The organism is Haemophilus sp. HMSC068C11 (assembly GCF_001815355.1).
Taxonomy (GTDB): domain Bacteria; phylum Pseudomonadota; class Gammaproteobacteria; order Enterobacterales; family Pasteurellaceae; genus Haemophilus_D.
In genome coordinates, this window is record NZ_KV820360.1 from 262923 (window position 1) to 279105 (window position 16183).

The following is a 16183-nucleotide window of genomic DNA, read 5'->3' on the forward strand; positions in this document are numbered from 1 at the left end:
GTTTTTTGACCGCACTTTGCTTTTCTATTTTAAGGCAATATGCACCGTAATCTCTTCACGATCGTGATACAAATGCTTCGCCTGAATATCAAATTCCAGTTCTTTTTCTGCTAACATTACCGCAAGATTTTCTAAACACAACATCACTTCTTGATAGCGTTTTTTCATTGGTAATTTCAAATTGAAAATAGTTTCTCGGCACCAGCCGTTAATTAACCATTTTCCAATTAAATTCGCAATTCGACTTGGTTGCTCCACCATATCACACACAAGCCAATCAATATGCTTACGTTTTGGTGGTTGGAATTTAAATCCATCTTCTGGGCAATGTTCTATTCTGCCAGTATCATGTAAGCTCGCCGCCATTTTGCCGTGATCAACCGCATACACAAATAAACCACGTTTCACTAATTGATAAGTCCAGCCGCCAGGACAAGCACCGAGATCGACCCCAACCATATTTTCATTCAAGCGTTTACTTTCTTCATTTCGAGGAATAAAGGTTAAAATCGCTTCTTCCAATTTTAAAGTTGAACGGCTTGGTGCATCCGCTGGGAATTTTAAACGTGGGATTCCCATAAAGTGGGTGGAATTATTACCAAGATAGGAATACCCCACATAGCAACAATTCGGCTGCGTGAAAAAACAATGCAAAATTTGACCGCACTTTGCATTCGGTTTGCCTTGTAACCAACCTTTCTTTTTCAATGCTTGGCGCAACGGTACGGTAAATTTTCGGCAAAATGTCGAAAGCTCTTTGGCTTCATTCGTATCTGCTGTTTCAACAAATAGCTCTACCGCTTGCTTAAGATTAATGTCTTCTGCAATGCGTTCATATTGAGCCAGAATTGGCGAAATACGATCTTGAGGATCCAGGTTTTCTAAGAGATCTGACACGACGATCATTTGGCGCGCAAAAATCAAACGATTAAAAGGGATTTCTCGCGCTAAACGATCTGCATCACCTGGTTGATAGCATTCAAAAATGACATAACCGCTGTTTTCTAGCACGCGAGCAAAACCAAATACGCCACGCTCAGAAGCGCGGTCAGTAATTTCTGCGGCCACTTCTTTTTCAAAGCCAATTCGACAATATAAGGCTAATTTATTCATATTTTCCCTAATTTTATTGAATCTTTAATCCATGTTCTAAAGGCTTGAATCTGTTCATCATCTAAACGATCTAAATGATTGACTACATAGAATGATTTCGGATCCCGTAATTCGGTTGGTAACACAATTTGCAGATGACCATTTTCAATTTCTTGCTGAGCCAAAATACGATTAGCTAGCACGATACCCTGACCATGAACGGCAGCTTGTAATGCCATAAAGGTATGGCTAAATAATGGACCTTGCTGAATATTCAAATCATCTAATTTGAGATAATCAGCCATCGCTTGCCAGTTATCTCGAGTATGTGTGTGAATCAGCGTGTGCTTTTTCAAATCATCTGGACGGCGAACGGGAATTTTCTCAAGCAATGAAGGTGCCGCCAAAATCACTAAGTTTTCTTCACCTAATCGATCGACTTGTAAATTTTCCCAATCACCTTTGCCATAATAAATGGCAATATCAATTTCTTTATTTAATAAACCTTCATCTTGATCAACGCCCTTCAAGCGCACTTCAATTTCAGGGTGTTGCTTATTAAAATCACTCAAATGTGGCACAAGCCATTGAATACCAAAGGTTTGTGGCACACTAATTGCCAAATGTGGCTCTGCTTTAAGTGTTAATAAACGTTCAGTCGCTTCATTTAATTTTCGCAAGACTTTGTTAATATCAACAAAATAGGCTTTCCCAAATTCCGTCAATTCGAGTGAACGATTTTTGCGTATAAAAAGCTCGACACCTAAAAAATCTTCTAATAATTTTATTTGATGGCTCACTGCGGCTTGTGTCACAAAAAGTTCATCAGCAGCCTTTGTAAAACTTAAATGTCGAGCAGCTGATTCGAAAGACTTCAATGAATTCAGGGGAGGCAAACGTTTATACATAATTCTTCCCAACGGCTAAATTTTAGTTTATAATGAAAAAGATTCAATTCGGATTAGTTTTTTTTATGCATCAAATAAAAAAACATCATTTGTCCTTCCATTACCTTCTACCTACAATACACACATACTTAATGATTGGTAATTCCTTACAAGTTAATGAGTTTCAGACTTAAGTATGATGTTGTGTTTGCATATAGTTCGGTTCTCCGAACTGGAGTAACAATTAAGTTACTCATTTACTTCCTGTATATATTAAACCATTCTGGTTAAGCGCTGCTCGTTTCGAGCGGCGTTTTTTTATTTCAGCCATTCTAACATAAGCAAAATTTTATTTCCTGACCTACTTCAAAAATTTGAGAATCCAATAAAAATTTTGAGAAATCACAATATTTTTGTGTTTAAAGGTTTTCATAGTAGCCGTTATGGTGTAGATTAACTGCATTTCCATTCATAAAATTATTTATACAAATTAAGGAAGCAAAATGAAAGACTTAGACTGGAACAATCTTGGATTTAGTTATATCAAAACAGATTATCGTTTCATCGCACATTGGAAAGATGGTAAATGGGATGAAGGGAAACTTACCACTGATAATATGCTACATATCCACGAAGGTTCAACGGCAATTCACTACGGTCAACAATGCTTTGAAGGCTTAAAAGCCTATCGTTGTAAAGATGGTTCAATCAACTTATTCCGTCCTGATCAAAATGCAAAACGTATGCAACATACCGCAGATCGTTTATTGATGCCTCAAGTGCCAACAGAATTATTTATCCGTGCTTGTAAAGAAGTGGTGAAAGCAAACCAAGAATGGTTAGGTCCTTACGGTTCTGGCGCGACATTATATTTACGTCCATTCCTCTTTGGTACGGGGGCGAATATCGGCGTGAAAACCGCACCTGAATTTATTTTCTCTGTATTCTGCTGCCCAGTAGGCGCATATTTCAAAGGTGGTTTAGCACCATCTAACTTCATTACGACTGATTACGACCGTGCTGCTCCGATGGGAACCGGTGGCGTAAAAGTGGGGGGGAACTATGCGGCAAGCTTGCTTCCACATGAACTAGCCGCAGAACAAGGTACACCAGAACGTAAATTTGCAGACGCGATTTACCTTGATCCTAAAACTCACACTAAAATTGAAGAAGTGGGTGCGGCAAACTTCTTTGGTATCACCAAAGATAACAAATTTATCACGCCTGCATCTGAATCTATTTTACCAAGTATCACGAAATACTCATTACTTCACATTGCAAAAGAACGTTTAGGTATGGAAGCCATTGAAGGTGATGTGTATATCGATCAACTTGATCAATTTGCCGAAGCGGGGGCTTGTGGTACTGCTGCAGTGATTACGCCAGTAGGTGGTATTCAACATAAAGGTAAATTCCACGTGTTCTATTCAGAAACGGAAGTTGGCCCTATTACACGCAAACTTTACAACGAATTAACCGGTATCCAATTCGGTGATGTGGAAGCACCTGAAGGCTGGATTGTAAAAGTAGAATAATTTTCCTTTCTATCAACAAATCGAGATTCATTTAATTCAAGGACTAAGTTCTGTCACTATAGAACTTAGTCCTTTTAGTTTTTTACACGCTTTGTATAAAGTATGTTTCAGTAGAAATACCTCATTAATAATATTTAACTCACGCCAAAATACTTCAAAATCAACCGCACATTTCCCCTTTTATTGTGTGCCTATATTTCAAATTATGATCTTCATCACAGTTTTATTTAAACAGATCGATTAGAATAAAATTGTCCATTTTTTCAAGCAAATAAGGAAGAAAAATGATGACTCCCTCTGCACTTATAGGCGAAGGAATTAACCTGATGTTTTCAGGGATGGGTTTTGTATTGGTCTTTTTGCTCATTTTAATTTGGGCAATTGGAGTGATGTCTAAACTTATCAACCGATTTTTTCCAGAACCTCAACCCGAACCCAAAACTTCCCAAAATTCAACCGCACTTTCTGCGGCACCTACTGACGATTTTGAGCGGTTACGTCCTGTGATTGCAGCGGCTATCGCACACCATCGACGTACCCAACAGTTCAAATAAAATAAGGATTTTACCATGGCTAAAAAAATTAAAATGACAGAACTGGTGCTTCGTGATGCCCACCAATCACTTTTCGCAACGCGCTTGCGTCTTGATGATATGTTACCAATTGCTCATGAATTAGATGATATTGGCTATTGGTCGTTGGAAGCTTGGGGCGGTGCAACATTTGATAGCTGTATTCGCTTTTTAGGTGAAGATCCTTGGGTTCGTTTGCGTGAATTGAAAAAAGCTTGTCCAAAAACTCCATTACAGATGTTATTACGTGGCCAAAATCTATTAGGCTATCGCCACTATGCTGATGATGTAGTAGAACGTTTTGTAGAACGTTGTGTAGCGAATGGTATGGATGTTTTCCGTGTATTTGATGCACTCAATGATCCACGTAATATGAAAGCGGCATTACAAGCAGTACGTAAATTTGGTGGTCATGCTCAAGGGACTTTAAGTTATACCACCAGCCCAGTTCATACCATGCAAACCTGGCTTGATACGACTGAGCAATTACTTGAAATCGGTATCGACAGCTTGGTCATCAAAGACATGTCCGGTATTTTAAATCCAATGGCGGCTGCAGACTTAGTGCGCGAAATCAAAAAACGTTTCGACGTAGAATTGCATTTACACTGTCACTCCACCACTGGTATGGCAGAAATGGCGCTATTAAAAGCGGTTGAAGCAGGTGTAGATGGTATTGATACGGCAATTTCTTCTATGTCTGGAACTTATGGTCACCCTGCAACTGAATCCCTAGTCGCCACCTTACAAGGCACTGAATATGACACCGGTTTGGATATTCCTCGCTTGGAAAAAATTGCTGCCTATTTCCGTAATGTGCGTAAAAAATATGCCAAATTTGAAGGCCAATTACGCGGTGTAGATAGCCGTATTTTAGTAGCACAAGTACCAGGCGGTATGCTCACCAACTTGGAAAACCAATTAAAACAACAAAATGCGTCCGATAAATTAGATTTAGTATTAGAAGAAATCCCGCGCGTGCGCAAAGACTTGGGCTACATTCCACTCGTTACACCAACCTCTCAAATTGTTGGTACACAGTCGGTTATTAACGTTCTCACTGGCGAACGCTACAAAACTATCGCCAAAGAAACTGCCGGTATTTTAAAAGGTGAATACGGTAAAACACCTGCACCGGTAGATAGTGTGTTGCAAGCTCGAGTATTAGAAGGTGCGGCACCAGTAACAGACCGCCCTGCCGATCACATTGCGCCTGAAATGGCGAAAATTGAAGCTGAAGTTGCAGAACAAGCTAAAGCGAAAGGCGTGAAATTGGCAGACAATGCCGTAGATGATGCTTTAATCGTAGCGCTCTTCCCTCAAATTGCGTGGAAATTCTTAGAAAACCGCAACAATCCTGCCGCCTTTGAACCCACTCCAACCGGCAATGAAAGTGCGGTGGAAAATAAACTGGTTTCTAAAGCTGCACCAGCAGCCTCTGGCTCCGCTATTTATACCGTGGAATTGGAAGGTAAAGCTTTTGTAGTGAAAGTAAGCGAAGGCGGTGATATTTCTCATGTCGCAACTACTGCTCCTCAAGCTGTACCACAAGCGACTCCTGCTCCAGCAACCGGTGGTACACCAGTAACGGCGCCGATGGCAGGTAATATTTGGAAAGTTGTTGCAACAGAAGGCCAAACCGTAGCAGCTGGCGATGTATTATTCATTCTCGAAGCCATGAAAATGGAAACCGAAGTAAAAGCTGCACAAGCTGGTACCGTGCGTGGCATTTGCGTCAAAGCCGGTGATGCTGTCGCCGTAGGTGACACCGTGATGACCTTAGCATAAGGAATGGTCTATGGAGAGTATTATTGCGTTAATTAAAGGGATGGGCATATTCCATCTGCAATGGGGGCAAGCAGTGATGATCGCTGTGAGCCTACTGTTGCTGTGGCTTGCCATCTCACGCAAATTTGAACCTTTGCTGTTGCTACCAATTGGTTTCGGCGGATTATTGTCAAATATCCCTGAGGCAGGACTAGCCATGACAGCATTAGAGAATTTGCTTCATCTCGGCTCACCAGAGCAAATTGCGGTAATTGCTTCGCAATTAGGTATACCACCCGATCCTGCCTTGATAAAAACAGCGCTAAATTCTGCGCCAATATCCATGATAAATCAATTAGAAGCTTTATCTGTGGATATGGGGTATAGTGCCGGTATTCTAGCATTGTTCTATAAAGTTGCGATAGGATATGGCATTGCACCATTGGTTATTTTTATGGGCGTGGGTGCTATGACAGACTTTGGTCCGTTATTAGCCAATCCAAAAACATTGCTACTTGGCGCTGCAGCACAATTCGGTATTTTCGCTACCGTACTCGGTGCGCTAGCGTTAAATTATTTCGGTATTATCGAATTTACGCTGCCTCAAGCCGCGTCTATCGGTATTATCGGTGGTGCGGATGGTCCGACAGCGATTTATCTCACCAGTAAACTGGCACCTGAATTGCTTGGCGCGATTGCCGTAGCGGCCTATTCTTACATGGCATTAGTGCCGTTGATTCAACCACCGATTATGAAAGCGTTAACCACAGAAGAAGAACGCAAAATCCGCATGACGCAAATGCGCCATGTGAGTAATCGTGAAAAAGTCTTGTTCCCGGTTATTTTGCTGTTGCTCGTTGGTTTACTCTTACCTGATGCTGCCCCATTGCTTGGGATGTTCTGTTTCGGTAATCTCATGCGCGTGAGTGGCGTCGTTGAACGTTTAAGCGATACCACACAAAACGCCTTGATTAACATTGTAACCATTGTGCTTGGCTTGTCTGTAGGCTCTAAACTTATCGCCGATAAATTCCTACAACCGCAAACATTAGGCATTTTAATTCTTGGTGTCATTGCTTTCGGAATCAGTACAGGTAGCGGTGTATTAATGGCAAAATTGATGAATAAATTCAGCAAAAACAAAATTAACCCGCTCATTGGTTCTGCTGGTGTATCTGCCGTTCCTATGGCCGCTCGCGTTTCCAATAAAATCGGATTGGAAGCAGATAACCAAAACTTCCTACTCATGCACGCAATGGGACCAAACGTCGCTGGGGTAATTGGCTCAGCGATTGCCGCTGGGGTCATGTTAAAATATGTCGGTACGTTGATGTAAGGTTACGGAAGCTGAAAAACACCTAAATGAGGTTCATTAAATAACAAAAAGAGCGGTCAATTTGACCGCTCTTTTATTTATGACAATTTTCTTTACTTAACCAAGCTCATCGCCAGATTCTTCGCGCCTTTGAAATCCACTTTACCACTTCCTAACATTGGAATTTCATCCACTAAGAAAACTTGGCTTGGCAGCATAATCGGCGGTACATTTAATCCTTTAATACGTCCATTAATCTCATCTAAAGAAAGCACTGATTTGATTAAAAGCACAATGCTCTCGCCTTTTTTATCATCGCTTACAGCCACCGCAACGAATTGATTTTCTTCATCAAATACTTGTGAAAGTTTCTCTTCCACGCTGCCGAGACTAATCATTTCGCCGCCGACTTTAGCAAATCGAGAATAACGATCCACAATGGTAATAAAGCCGTTATGATCAATGTGGCCTTTATCGCCGGTTTTGTAATAACGTACACCATCAATTTCAACAATCACTTCTGCTGTTTTTTCTGGTGCATTCAAATAACCTTTCATGACTTGTCCACCACCAATCAAGATCAAGCCGTCTTCGCCGACTGGTAATTCCTGCAAGCTTTCTGGATCCACAATTTTAATAATGGTGCCCGGTAATGGCATACCGACTGTACCAGCTTGATTGAAGGTAAATTCCTGTAAGGTTTCTGGATCAAGTAAATTAGGCATATTAACACTGGCTACCGGTGCTGTTTCAGTTGCGCCATAACCTTCGTAAATTTCTAAGCCAAATTTAAGTTTAAAGGCTTCTTTTACATCTGCTTTCAATTTTTCAGCGCCCGCAATAACCATACGTACGTTTTGTAGCATTAACGGATGGAATTTCTTATTGCGTACATACAATCTAAAGAAAGTTGAAGTACCAAATAAAATACTCACTCGATGTCGAGCACACATTTTTCCTACTGTCGCCCCATCAGTCGGATCCGCCACACTCACCATTTTAATGCCTTCACACAATGGCAATAAAGTTGTCACGGTTAAGCCAAATGAGTGGAAAATTGGTAAGGAATTCAAAATCACATCATCTTTATGGAAGTTTAATAATTCACCGATCTGTTTAATGTTAGTCAGTAAATTTTTATGGCTTAATTCAATGCCTTTCGGATCACCTTCACTACCACTACTGAATAAGATGGTTGCATTATCGTCCAAGCTTACGTCTGCAAAGTAACGTAATTTAATCCACCATTGTGGCGCTAAAAACGCCGTTAAAAATGACCGCACTTTATTCGCTTTAGTGATCGATTTCCCTAAATTTTCCATAAAGAGGGCTTTATCAGCCACCACTTGGCTAAAGTCAAAACCTTTTGCGTTCAATTTATCCAAGAATTTTTCAGAGGTAATGACTTGCGAAATATTAGCTTTTTTCAAGGCTTTTTCCATCACTTCAGGGCTTAGCGTGTAGTTTAAATTTACCGGTACTTTGCCCATCACCATTAAGGTCATATTGATAATTGCTCCAATTGATGAACTTGGTAATAACACACCAACATTTTTTTCATTCCCTAAAGCAGCTTTTAAGGTTTTCACAAACATTAGCACTGCAGCAATAAATTTCAGGTTATTCAGTTTAGTGCCTTGCGCATCCACCGCGGCTTCTTTGAATAAATTCGATTTTGCCGAATTCAACCAATGGTGCATAAGTGGTTTACGTTTACTCATGACTTTTTCCCATACGGAGAAAGAAAGTTCGAGTACTTTTTGCTTCATCGCTGTCGCATCAATAAAGCCATGAATTGGTTTACCAAATGCCACTAAAATTTCACGTTTACCTTGGCGTTTAGTTAAATTCTTATAGAAAGAATCCGCACGGGAGAAGCTGCTACCCCATAATCCACGTAAATAGAAAGGTACAGTCGTCACATTCTCTAAATCTTTTAATACGTGCTCAAAGCCTTTTTGGAACTCATTGATTTGACCGTTATAACTGATATGACCTTCTGGGAATAAAGCCACCACTTCACCACGCGCTAAATATTCACGAATGGTTTCAATAGATTCACGACTTGAACCACCACCAATTGGAATCACTTTGAAAATACGGAAGAACCAAGTGAGATACCATTTGTTGTAAATCGGACGATACATGACAAATTTAATCGCACGCGGACTAGCCGCTTGTAACACCAACCAGTCAATCCAGCTAATATGGTTACCTAATAACAACACGCCACCACTTTGTGGAAGATTTTTTAACCCCTCCACATGAAAACGGTAATTCGCTTTTAATGCAAAGAGCAAGAATAAACGCGTAAATAAATGGGGTACTTTCGACATGGTATATAAACTCGCAGCAAAACATGCAGCCGAAGTCACTAAGAATAAACCTTGAGTCGAAACATTCAGTTGTACAAAAACAATGCTTAATAGCAAAAACACTACCATGAACACGTTTTGCACAAAGTTGTTACCCGCCATGATTTTGCCGCTGATTTTCTCAGGTGCGAAATACTGAATGGTTGCATTCAATGGCACGATCAATAAACCGCCAGAGAAACCAAAGACAAAAGAACAAAGTGCTAATACCACCCCACTTTGAGCTAGAGTTAAGAAGAATAACGACACACAAATACCCAACGCACCAAGCGGCACAATACCTAACTCAATATGCAAACGAGAAGCACGTCCTGCAAGATATGAACCAAGCACAAGCCCTATTCCACTCACCGCAAGAATTGCTTGAATGACAACTGCATTATCTTCATTGAACATCGCTTTATAATGCGCAGGGAATGCCGCCACAATAATTTGTGACACGCCCCAAAATAGACTTAGCCCAATGACACTCAACCAAATATTTTGATCTGCTTTTAATGTGCGAACGTTATCTTTTAAATACCCTAAAGAAAGGTATTTTCTCATATCAAACTGACCATCTGTATTCTCAGCTTCTTGCTTAAAGAATGGGATTTTAAAAGCAAAATAGGCTTCTAATGCACTCAGCAATACTAATGCTACACCAATCACCCAAACACTTTGTAATACTTCATTCGGGTCATCTGATGCCACATAATGTGCTTCAAAGAAGAAAGAAAAGGCAAAAGAACTAAACAGAATAGCCACAATGGTGAGTGCTTGAATCACACCATTTGCCATACCGATATTTTCAGTGCCCACAATTGATTTAATAATGCTATATTTGGCTGGAGAATAGACCGCACTTTGCGCCGCCAAAATCAATGTCAGTACAAAGGAAATAGCAAACATGCCCGTCATATAACTCAATAAAATCCCCGCGCTAATCGCCACTGCCGCTAAACTGCTATAACGAATCACATTGGTGCGAGAAAATTTATCGTTAATAAATGCCGAAGGGGAAAATAAGAAAATAAACGGTAATAAAATCATCGCATTAATTAATGCCGTTAAAACCACCAAACTCTCGCCTGAAAAACTTTTCAGCAACACATTTTGAATGGTAATTTTATGTGCTAAATCCACACTGGCATTAATAAAGGCAATGGCTAAATAAGGCACAAAGCCAGCATATTTTAAGAGTTTCATTTCGCACTCTCCGCTTGATAAAGATTAAAGGTTTTCATATTCAAGAGATAAGGTTTTAACACCAACAATAAATCAAATAAATGTTTTAATTTTTCATCTTTTTGTTCACTATTGGCTAATGCCGCTAAAGTCACATTCACCTCTTTTTCCGCTAACATTTTTGCTGCAGTCAAATAAGCTTTCACTACATCCATTTCGGCTTCATCACAACGAGCCAAGATCGCCAAAATATCACGTTCTTTTGCTGTAAAAATGCCTTCACGAGGATTCAATAAGCCTTCCGCTACCATATCTTCGATTTGTTTAGCGGAAAGATGAAATTCTTCACATAATTGCTCAATAGTGAATACCTCATTTTCTGCCCCCATGATGATATCCAATAATCCAATAAGGCTTTCATAAGGATTATTCCAATCAAAATGAGGATGAGCAAAAAGTGCTTTAATTTGTGAAATCGTTGCATTGAAATTGCTTTGTAGATATTTAATAAAACTAAGCAACTTCACACAATGTTCATCATAGAGATGAAAATTCGGTTTATCTTTCACCGGCTCTGGCAACAAACCTTCTTTCACATAGTACAGCACCGTGGATTTTGGTGTCTGACTAAGCTTAACCAAATCATTCATTTTTAACATCAGGATTTCCCTCTAGGTTGATTTGTTGTGTATTGTAGCGTATAAAAACAAAAAGTAAATAGTGTTGCTTTACACTTTTAATTAGGTTTAATAAAAAAGTTGCTCATCACATTATGAACAACTTTCTTAATCAGCTTTAGTTTTCAACTTTTCGCCATAGATCCTTACTGTAAATGACGCCCACTGAATTTTTCTTCGCCCCCATAATAGTTGGAGAAATATAAACCGGTGTGGTGTACTGGAAAAGCGGTAAAGCAAGGTTTTCCTGTTGGATCTTCTCACTTAATTTTAAGTAAATTTCTGACCGCTCTTTTTCATTTAAGCTTTTCAGTGCTTGCTCAAAAAGTTGATCGTATTCTGCATTGGCATAGCCATTTTTATTATCGGGGCTTTTAGAATAGAACAAACCCAAAAATGCCATCGGATGATTAAAGTCTGCACACCAGCCAGAACGAATGACTTGGAAATCACCCTTTTGGCGTTTCATTTGTAATATTTGCCAATTGACGGGTTGGGCATCCACACGCAACATATCGGACTGCGTTAATTGCCCTACTACACGTTGCGCGATATTCACATGCAAGGGCGCATCATCATAAAGCACATTTAAATGTAGCGGATGTCTTTCATCAATTTTATTTTGAGCCAATAACTGCTCGGCAACAACGGGCTCCCATCTTGAATCTTGTCCATTTAGCATAGCTTTCGGTAAAAAATAAGAACTTGGAATTGCCGCTGGAATCTCATTATTCACAATATTCGTGACAGAAACCAACGAAGCGATCGCCTTACGCACATCTGCCTTAGCAAGTTTAGGATCGTTTAAATTAAATTCATAAAAATACTCACAAAGCTTCGGAAAATGCTGAAGATCTGAATGAACTTCAGGTACATCAACCACCACATCAAATTCAGCCAATTTAGGCGCAACAAAAGGTAGATAAGCTACGCGTTCAAAAGCGACATTATTTTTCTGCCAATAATAGGGGTTTTTCGCTAAGTGTATGCTTCTCACACTTTCACTTTCGATCATATAAGCCCCGTTTGTCACTGGAGAATCAGGATCGCTATATTGTGGCACAAGGCTAATATGCGCTAACATTTCCGGCAAATGCGGTGTTGGTTTATCAAGCTCAATGCGTAAAGTGCGGTCATTTTCCGCATAAATTCCTAAGCTCTTAAAAGGTTTATTTTTCTCTAAAACGCCTTTCGCATTTTTTAGATTAAGATAAGCCAAATAAGATCTTAATGGACTATTGGATTGAGACAACGCTTGCCAAGAAAGCATCACATCTTGAGCGACTAAAGGTTCACCGTTTGACCAACGAAGCCCTTCACGTAAGGTAAAGATCCAGGTTTTGTTGTCTTTTGTTTGCCAACTTTCTGCGATACCCGGCACGATTCGTCCTTCCTGATCATAAGCGGTTAAGCCTTCATATAAATCGCGCAATAAGTTTTCTTGTTCAGGATAACGCACAAACCAAGGCTCAAAAGAAGGAGAATGAGTAAACGCCCGAGTCAGTAAAGTTCTACTCGGTTTTGAAGTATTTTCTTGTTCAATAGACTGGCTTTGTGTTGGTTTCTCTTCTGTTGCCGTGTTTGTAGATTTCGGGCTATTTAATTTGTCACAACCGCTTAATCCAAAAACGACACCTAAAATGACCGCACTTTTAAGCCTAGTAAGGAAAGCATTATCCATTTTCAACGTCTTCTGTTTTAATCCAAAAGAAAAAGAACCAATATTTTACCGCAATTAAAATGGCAATGATCGTTCGCCCCACTACACTTGGAGTAAAGTAAAAGCCAATTAAAAGCATCATAGTTGAAAAGGTTAGAATAGAAATTTTTGCTTTTTTTGTTAATGCACGACGTTCATTAAAAGATTTCAGATACTTTTGATAAAGCTTTGTCTCTAAAAACCAACGTTCTAAGCGAGATGAACCTTGCGCAAAAGAATAAAGTGTTAGCAACAAAAAAGGTGTTGTCGGAAGAATGGGTAGAAAAATACCAATCACGCCTAAAACCAAAGAAATACAACCAAGTACAATATAAATAGCTTTAATTAAAGGATTTTTGGGGAAGAATTTAAGTGCAACAAAACCGACTATAACCGAAAACGTGATTAAGCCAGAAAACAATAACGCGTCGTTCATCATCATTCCTAAATAAAAGTGATACGCAATTATTACTGATTTTTTAGATTTTTCAACCTTGATATTATAGAATTTGTCGCAATTTACTAAAGAAACAGTTAGCAAAAGGAATATTTATGTCTAATCCATTACTTCATATTGAAGGCTTACCTCCGTTTTCTCAAATCAAACCAGAACATATTCAACCGGCAATCCAAAAACTCATCGAAGAAAATCGTCAAGCCATTGAACAAGTTTTAAAACAACCGCACTTTACTTGGGAAAACTTTATTGAACCACTTTCTGAAGCAGGAGAACACTTAAGTCGTGCTTGGTCACCGATCTCCCATTTAAATTCAGTTAAAAACAGCCCTGAATTACGTGATGCGTACCAAGCCTGCTTGCCACTACTCTCTGAATACAGCACCTGGGTAGGTCAACACAAAGGCTTATACAACGCTTATTTAGCCTTAAAAAATAGTCCTGAATTTGCCACTTATTCAGTAGCACAAAAGAAAGCCATTGAAAATGCACTGCGTGATTTTGAGCTTTCAGGTATCGGTTTATCCGAAGAAAAACAAAAACGTTATGGTGAGATTGTTGCTCGCTTATCAGAATTAAGCGCACAATTTAGCAATAATGTACTCGATGCCACCATGGGTTGGGAAAAAGTCATTGAAGATGAAAGCCAATTAGCGGGTCTTCCTGAATCTGCATTACTTGCAGCAAAACAATCTGCTGAAAGTAAAGGCCTAAAAGGCTATCGTTTTACGTTAGAAATTCCAAGTTATTTGCCAATTATGACCTATTGTGAAAATGCAGCACTACGCGAAGAAATGTATCGAGCTTACGCGACTCGTGCTTCAGATCAAGGTCCAAACGCAGGTAAATGGGATAACACAGCGATCATTGAAGAAATCATGACGTTACGCGTGGAACTAGCGAAATTGTTAGGTTTCAATACGTACACTGAACGTTCACTTGCCACCAAAATGGCTGAAAACCCACAACAAGTGTTAGATTTCTTAAATAACCTTGCAGATCGTTCAAAAGCACAAGGTGAGAAAGAATTAGCTGACCTCAAAGCTTATTGTGAAAAAGAATTTGGCGTTACTGAACTTGCCCCTTGGGATATCAGTTTCTATTCTGAAAAACAAAAACAACATTTATATGCGATCAATGATGAAGAACTTCGTCCTTATTTCCCTGAAGATCGGGTTATTTCGGGTTTATTTGAATTAATTAAACGTATTTTTAATATTCGTGCAGTTGAACGTTTTGGCGTAGATACTTGGCATAAAGATGTGCGTTTCTTTGATTTAATTGATGAAACGGATGAGGTACGTGGCAGTTTCTATCTCGATCTTTATGCGCGCGAAAATAAACGTGGCGGTGCCTGGATGGATGATTGCATTGGCAGAAAACGTAATGCTGACGGTTCAATTCAAAAACCTGTTGCCTATTTAACGTGTAACTTTAACGCCCCTATTGGTGATAAACCTGCTCTATTCACCCATGATGAAGTTACCACTCTCTTCCATGAGTTCGGTCATGGCATTCACCATATGCTCACCAAAGTTGATGTGCCGGATGTTGCGGGTATCAATGGTGTACCTTGGGATGCAGTAGAACTTCCAAGTCAATTTATGGAAAACTGGTGTTGGGAAAAAGAAGCGCTTGATTTTATTTCGGGTCACTTTGAAACGCACGAACCATTGCCAGAAGAAAAATTAAATCAACTTCTTAAAGCAAAAAACTATCAAGCGGCGATGTTTGTGTTACGTCAGCTTGAATTTGGCTTGTTTGATTTTACTCTTCACCATACTTTTGAAGCAGGTAAAGCCAACCAAGTGCTTGATACCTTAAAAGCAGTGAAAGATAAAGTGGCCGTGATTAAAGGTGTAGAATGGGCAAGAACACCACATAGCTTTAGCCATATCTTTGCTGGCGGTTATGCGGCAGGTTATTACAGCTATCTATGGGCTGAGGTACTATCTGCAGATGCCTTCTCTCGCTTTGAAGAGGAAGGAATTTTCAATCCAGTTACCGGTAAATCTTTCTTGGATGAAATTCTCACTCGTGGTGGCTCTGAAGAACCAATGGTCTTATTCAAACGCTTCCGTGGACGTGAACCTCAATTAGACGCATTGCTTCATCATAAAGGCATTGCGAACTAATAACTAAAAAAGAGCGGTCAAATTTTTGACCGTTTTTTTATCTTCCAATATGCAGAAAATAAAAAAGCCCTCGGTAATTCGAAGGCTTTTATTTTTACTATCGTAATAAAAATTAGCGACGTAAACCTAAACGAGCGATAGTGCTTTGGTATAAAGCAAGATCAGTACGTTTTAAGTAGTCTAAAAGTTTACGACGACGAGAAACCATACGTAATAAACCACGACGACCATGGTGGTCTTTTTTGTGCTCAGCGAAGTGAGCTTGTAAGTGGTTGATTTGTGCAGTTAATAATGCGATTTGAACTTCAGAAGAACCAGTATCTTTCGCATCGCGACCAAATTCAGCAACGATTGCTGCTTTTTTTTCAGTACTTAGAGACATTTTTTACTCCTAAAAGGTAGTGTTATTAATACATCATTCGCCGATCTCTAACTCAGCGATGACAAGGAGCCTGAATTTTAACGATTGAAGCCAATAAAAGCAAGGAATTATTGTAAAGAAGCA

Annotated in this window: 12 protein-coding genes; 5 read left to right on the forward strand and 7 right to left on the reverse strand. The window is 39.5% G+C overall.

Going from position 1 to position 16183, the window contains the following annotated elements; all coding sequences use genetic code 11:
- Nucleotides 1-24 precede the first annotated feature (24 nt).
- Both rlmM and HMPREF3020_RS03075 read right to left on the reverse strand, forming a co-directional pair.
- Nucleotides 25-1113: a 23S rRNA (cytidine(2498)-2'-O)-methyltransferase RlmM gene (rlmM, locus tag HMPREF3020_RS03070; RefSeq protein WP_070775504.1), complete on the reverse strand. Its 1089-nt coding sequence runs from the start codon at nucleotides 1111-1113 to the stop codon at nucleotides 25-27.
- Nucleotides 1110-2000, reverse strand: a complete 891-nt coding sequence (locus HMPREF3020_RS03075; protein ID WP_049370309.1) for a transcriptional regulator GcvA — start codon at nucleotides 1998-2000, stop codon at nucleotides 1110-1112. The genes rlmM and HMPREF3020_RS03075 overlap by 4 nt, the downstream gene beginning before the upstream one ends.
- Nucleotides 2001-2482: 482 nt before the next feature.
- Between HMPREF3020_RS03075 and HMPREF3020_RS03080 the strand changes: the two genes are divergently transcribed.
- From HMPREF3020_RS03080 to HMPREF3020_RS03095, 4 genes are all read left to right on the forward strand, one after another.
- Nucleotides 2483-3514: a branched-chain amino acid aminotransferase gene (locus HMPREF3020_RS03080; RefSeq protein ID WP_070775505.1), complete on the forward strand. Its 1032-nt coding sequence runs from the start codon at nucleotides 2483-2485 to the stop codon at nucleotides 3512-3514.
- 287 nt (nucleotides 3515-3801) lie between these two features.
- Nucleotides 3802-4068, forward strand: coding sequence for an oxaloacetate decarboxylase subunit gamma (locus tag HMPREF3020_RS03085; protein ID WP_049370319.1), 267 nt, complete (start codon nucleotides 3802-3804; stop codon nucleotides 4066-4068).
- Between the two features lie 15 nt (nucleotides 4069-4083).
- A complete protein-coding gene (gene oadA / locus HMPREF3020_RS03090) occupies nucleotides 4084-5874 on the forward strand; it encodes a sodium-extruding oxaloacetate decarboxylase subunit alpha (RefSeq protein WP_070775506.1) in 1791 nt (596 codons plus the stop codon).
- A gap of 10 nt (nucleotides 5875-5884) precedes the next feature.
- Nucleotides 5885-7189, forward strand: a complete 1305-nt coding sequence (locus tag HMPREF3020_RS03095; protein WP_070775507.1) for a sodium ion-translocating decarboxylase subunit beta — start codon at nucleotides 5885-5887, stop codon at nucleotides 7187-7189.
- A 92-nt stretch (nucleotides 7190-7281) separates the two neighbouring features.
- On the opposite strand, the gene HMPREF3020_RS03100 is transcribed toward HMPREF3020_RS03095, so the two are convergent.
- The 4 genes from HMPREF3020_RS03100 to HMPREF3020_RS03115 all read right to left on the reverse strand — a co-directional run bounded on the left by HMPREF3020_RS03100 (nucleotide 7282) and on the right by HMPREF3020_RS03115 (nucleotide 13432).
- Nucleotides 7282-10731: an acyl-[ACP]--phospholipid O-acyltransferase gene (locus HMPREF3020_RS03100; RefSeq protein ID WP_070775508.1), complete on the reverse strand. Its 3450-nt coding sequence runs from the start codon at nucleotides 10729-10731 to the stop codon at nucleotides 7282-7284.
- Nucleotides 10728-11369 (reverse strand): MerR family transcriptional regulator, encoded by a 642-nt coding sequence (locus HMPREF3020_RS03105; protein WP_070775509.1) that lies wholly within the window; start codon nucleotides 11367-11369, stop codon nucleotides 10728-10730. Before HMPREF3020_RS03105 ends, HMPREF3020_RS03100 begins: the two co-directional genes overlap by 4 nt.
- 136 nt (nucleotides 11370-11505) lie before the next feature.
- Nucleotides 11506-13068: a peptide ABC transporter substrate-binding protein gene (locus tag HMPREF3020_RS03110; protein WP_070775510.1), complete on the reverse strand. Its 1563-nt coding sequence runs from the start codon at nucleotides 13066-13068 to the stop codon at nucleotides 11506-11508.
- Nucleotides 13061-13432 (reverse strand): YbaN family protein, encoded by a 372-nt coding sequence (locus tag HMPREF3020_RS03115; RefSeq protein WP_070775604.1) that lies wholly within the window; start codon nucleotides 13430-13432, stop codon nucleotides 13061-13063. The genes HMPREF3020_RS03110 and HMPREF3020_RS03115 overlap by 8 nt, the downstream gene beginning before the upstream one ends.
- A 206-nt stretch (nucleotides 13433-13638) precedes the next feature.
- Here HMPREF3020_RS03115 and prlC point away from each other — a divergent pair, with 206 nt between their 5' ends.
- Complete coding sequence (gene prlC, locus HMPREF3020_RS03120) at nucleotides 13639-15678, forward strand: oligopeptidase A (RefSeq protein ID WP_070775511.1); 2040 nt, start codon at nucleotides 13639-13641, stop codon at nucleotides 15676-15678.
- 112 nt (nucleotides 15679-15790) lie between these two features.
- Here the strand turns inward: prlC and rpsO are convergent, their stop codons facing one another.
- Entirely contained in the window at nucleotides 15791-16060 is a 270-nt protein-coding gene (rpsO, locus tag HMPREF3020_RS03125) for a 30S ribosomal protein S15 (protein WP_005628925.1), read from the reverse strand.
- Between the last annotated feature and the right edge of the window lie 123 nt (nucleotides 16061-16183).

Excerpts from the sequence above, each read along its gene's own strand:
- HMPREF3020_RS03095 (WP_070775507.1), top strand. The coding sequence starts at position 5,885 with ATGGAGAGTATTATTGCGTTAATTAAAGGGATGGGCATATTCCATCTG.
- HMPREF3020_RS03105 (WP_070775509.1), bottom strand. The coding sequence starts at position 11,369 with ATGTTAAAAATGAATGATTTGGTTAAGCTTAGTCAGACACCAAAATCC.
- prlC (WP_070775511.1), top strand. The coding sequence starts at position 13,639 with ATGTCTAATCCATTACTTCATATTGAAGGCTTACCTCCGTTTTCTCAA.
- HMPREF3020_RS03100 (WP_070775508.1), bottom strand. The coding sequence starts at position 10,731 with ATGAAACTCTTAAAATATGCTGGCTTTGTGCCTTATTTAGCCATTGCC.
- rlmM (WP_070775504.1), bottom strand. The coding sequence starts at position 1,113 with ATGAATAAATTAGCCTTATATTGTCGAATTGGCTTTGAAAAAGAAGTG.
- HMPREF3020_RS03085 (WP_049370319.1), top strand. The coding sequence starts at position 3,802 with ATGACTCCCTCTGCACTTATAGGCGAAGGAATTAACCTGATGTTTTCA.
- HMPREF3020_RS03075 (WP_049370309.1), bottom strand. The coding sequence starts at position 2,000 with ATGTATAAACGTTTGCCTCCCCTGAATTCATTGAAGTCTTTCGAATCA.
- HMPREF3020_RS03110 (WP_070775510.1), bottom strand. The coding sequence starts at position 13,068 with ATGGATAATGCTTTCCTTACTAGGCTTAAAAGTGCGGTCATTTTAGGT.
- HMPREF3020_RS03080 (WP_070775505.1), top strand. The coding sequence starts at position 2,483 with ATGAAAGACTTAGACTGGAACAATCTTGGATTTAGTTATATCAAAACA.
- rpsO (WP_005628925.1), bottom strand. The coding sequence starts at position 16,060 with ATGTCTCTAAGTACTGAAAAAAAAGCAGCAATCGTTGCTGAATTTGGT.
- oadA (WP_070775506.1), top strand. The coding sequence starts at position 4,084 with ATGGCTAAAAAAATTAAAATGACAGAACTGGTGCTTCGTGATGCCCAC.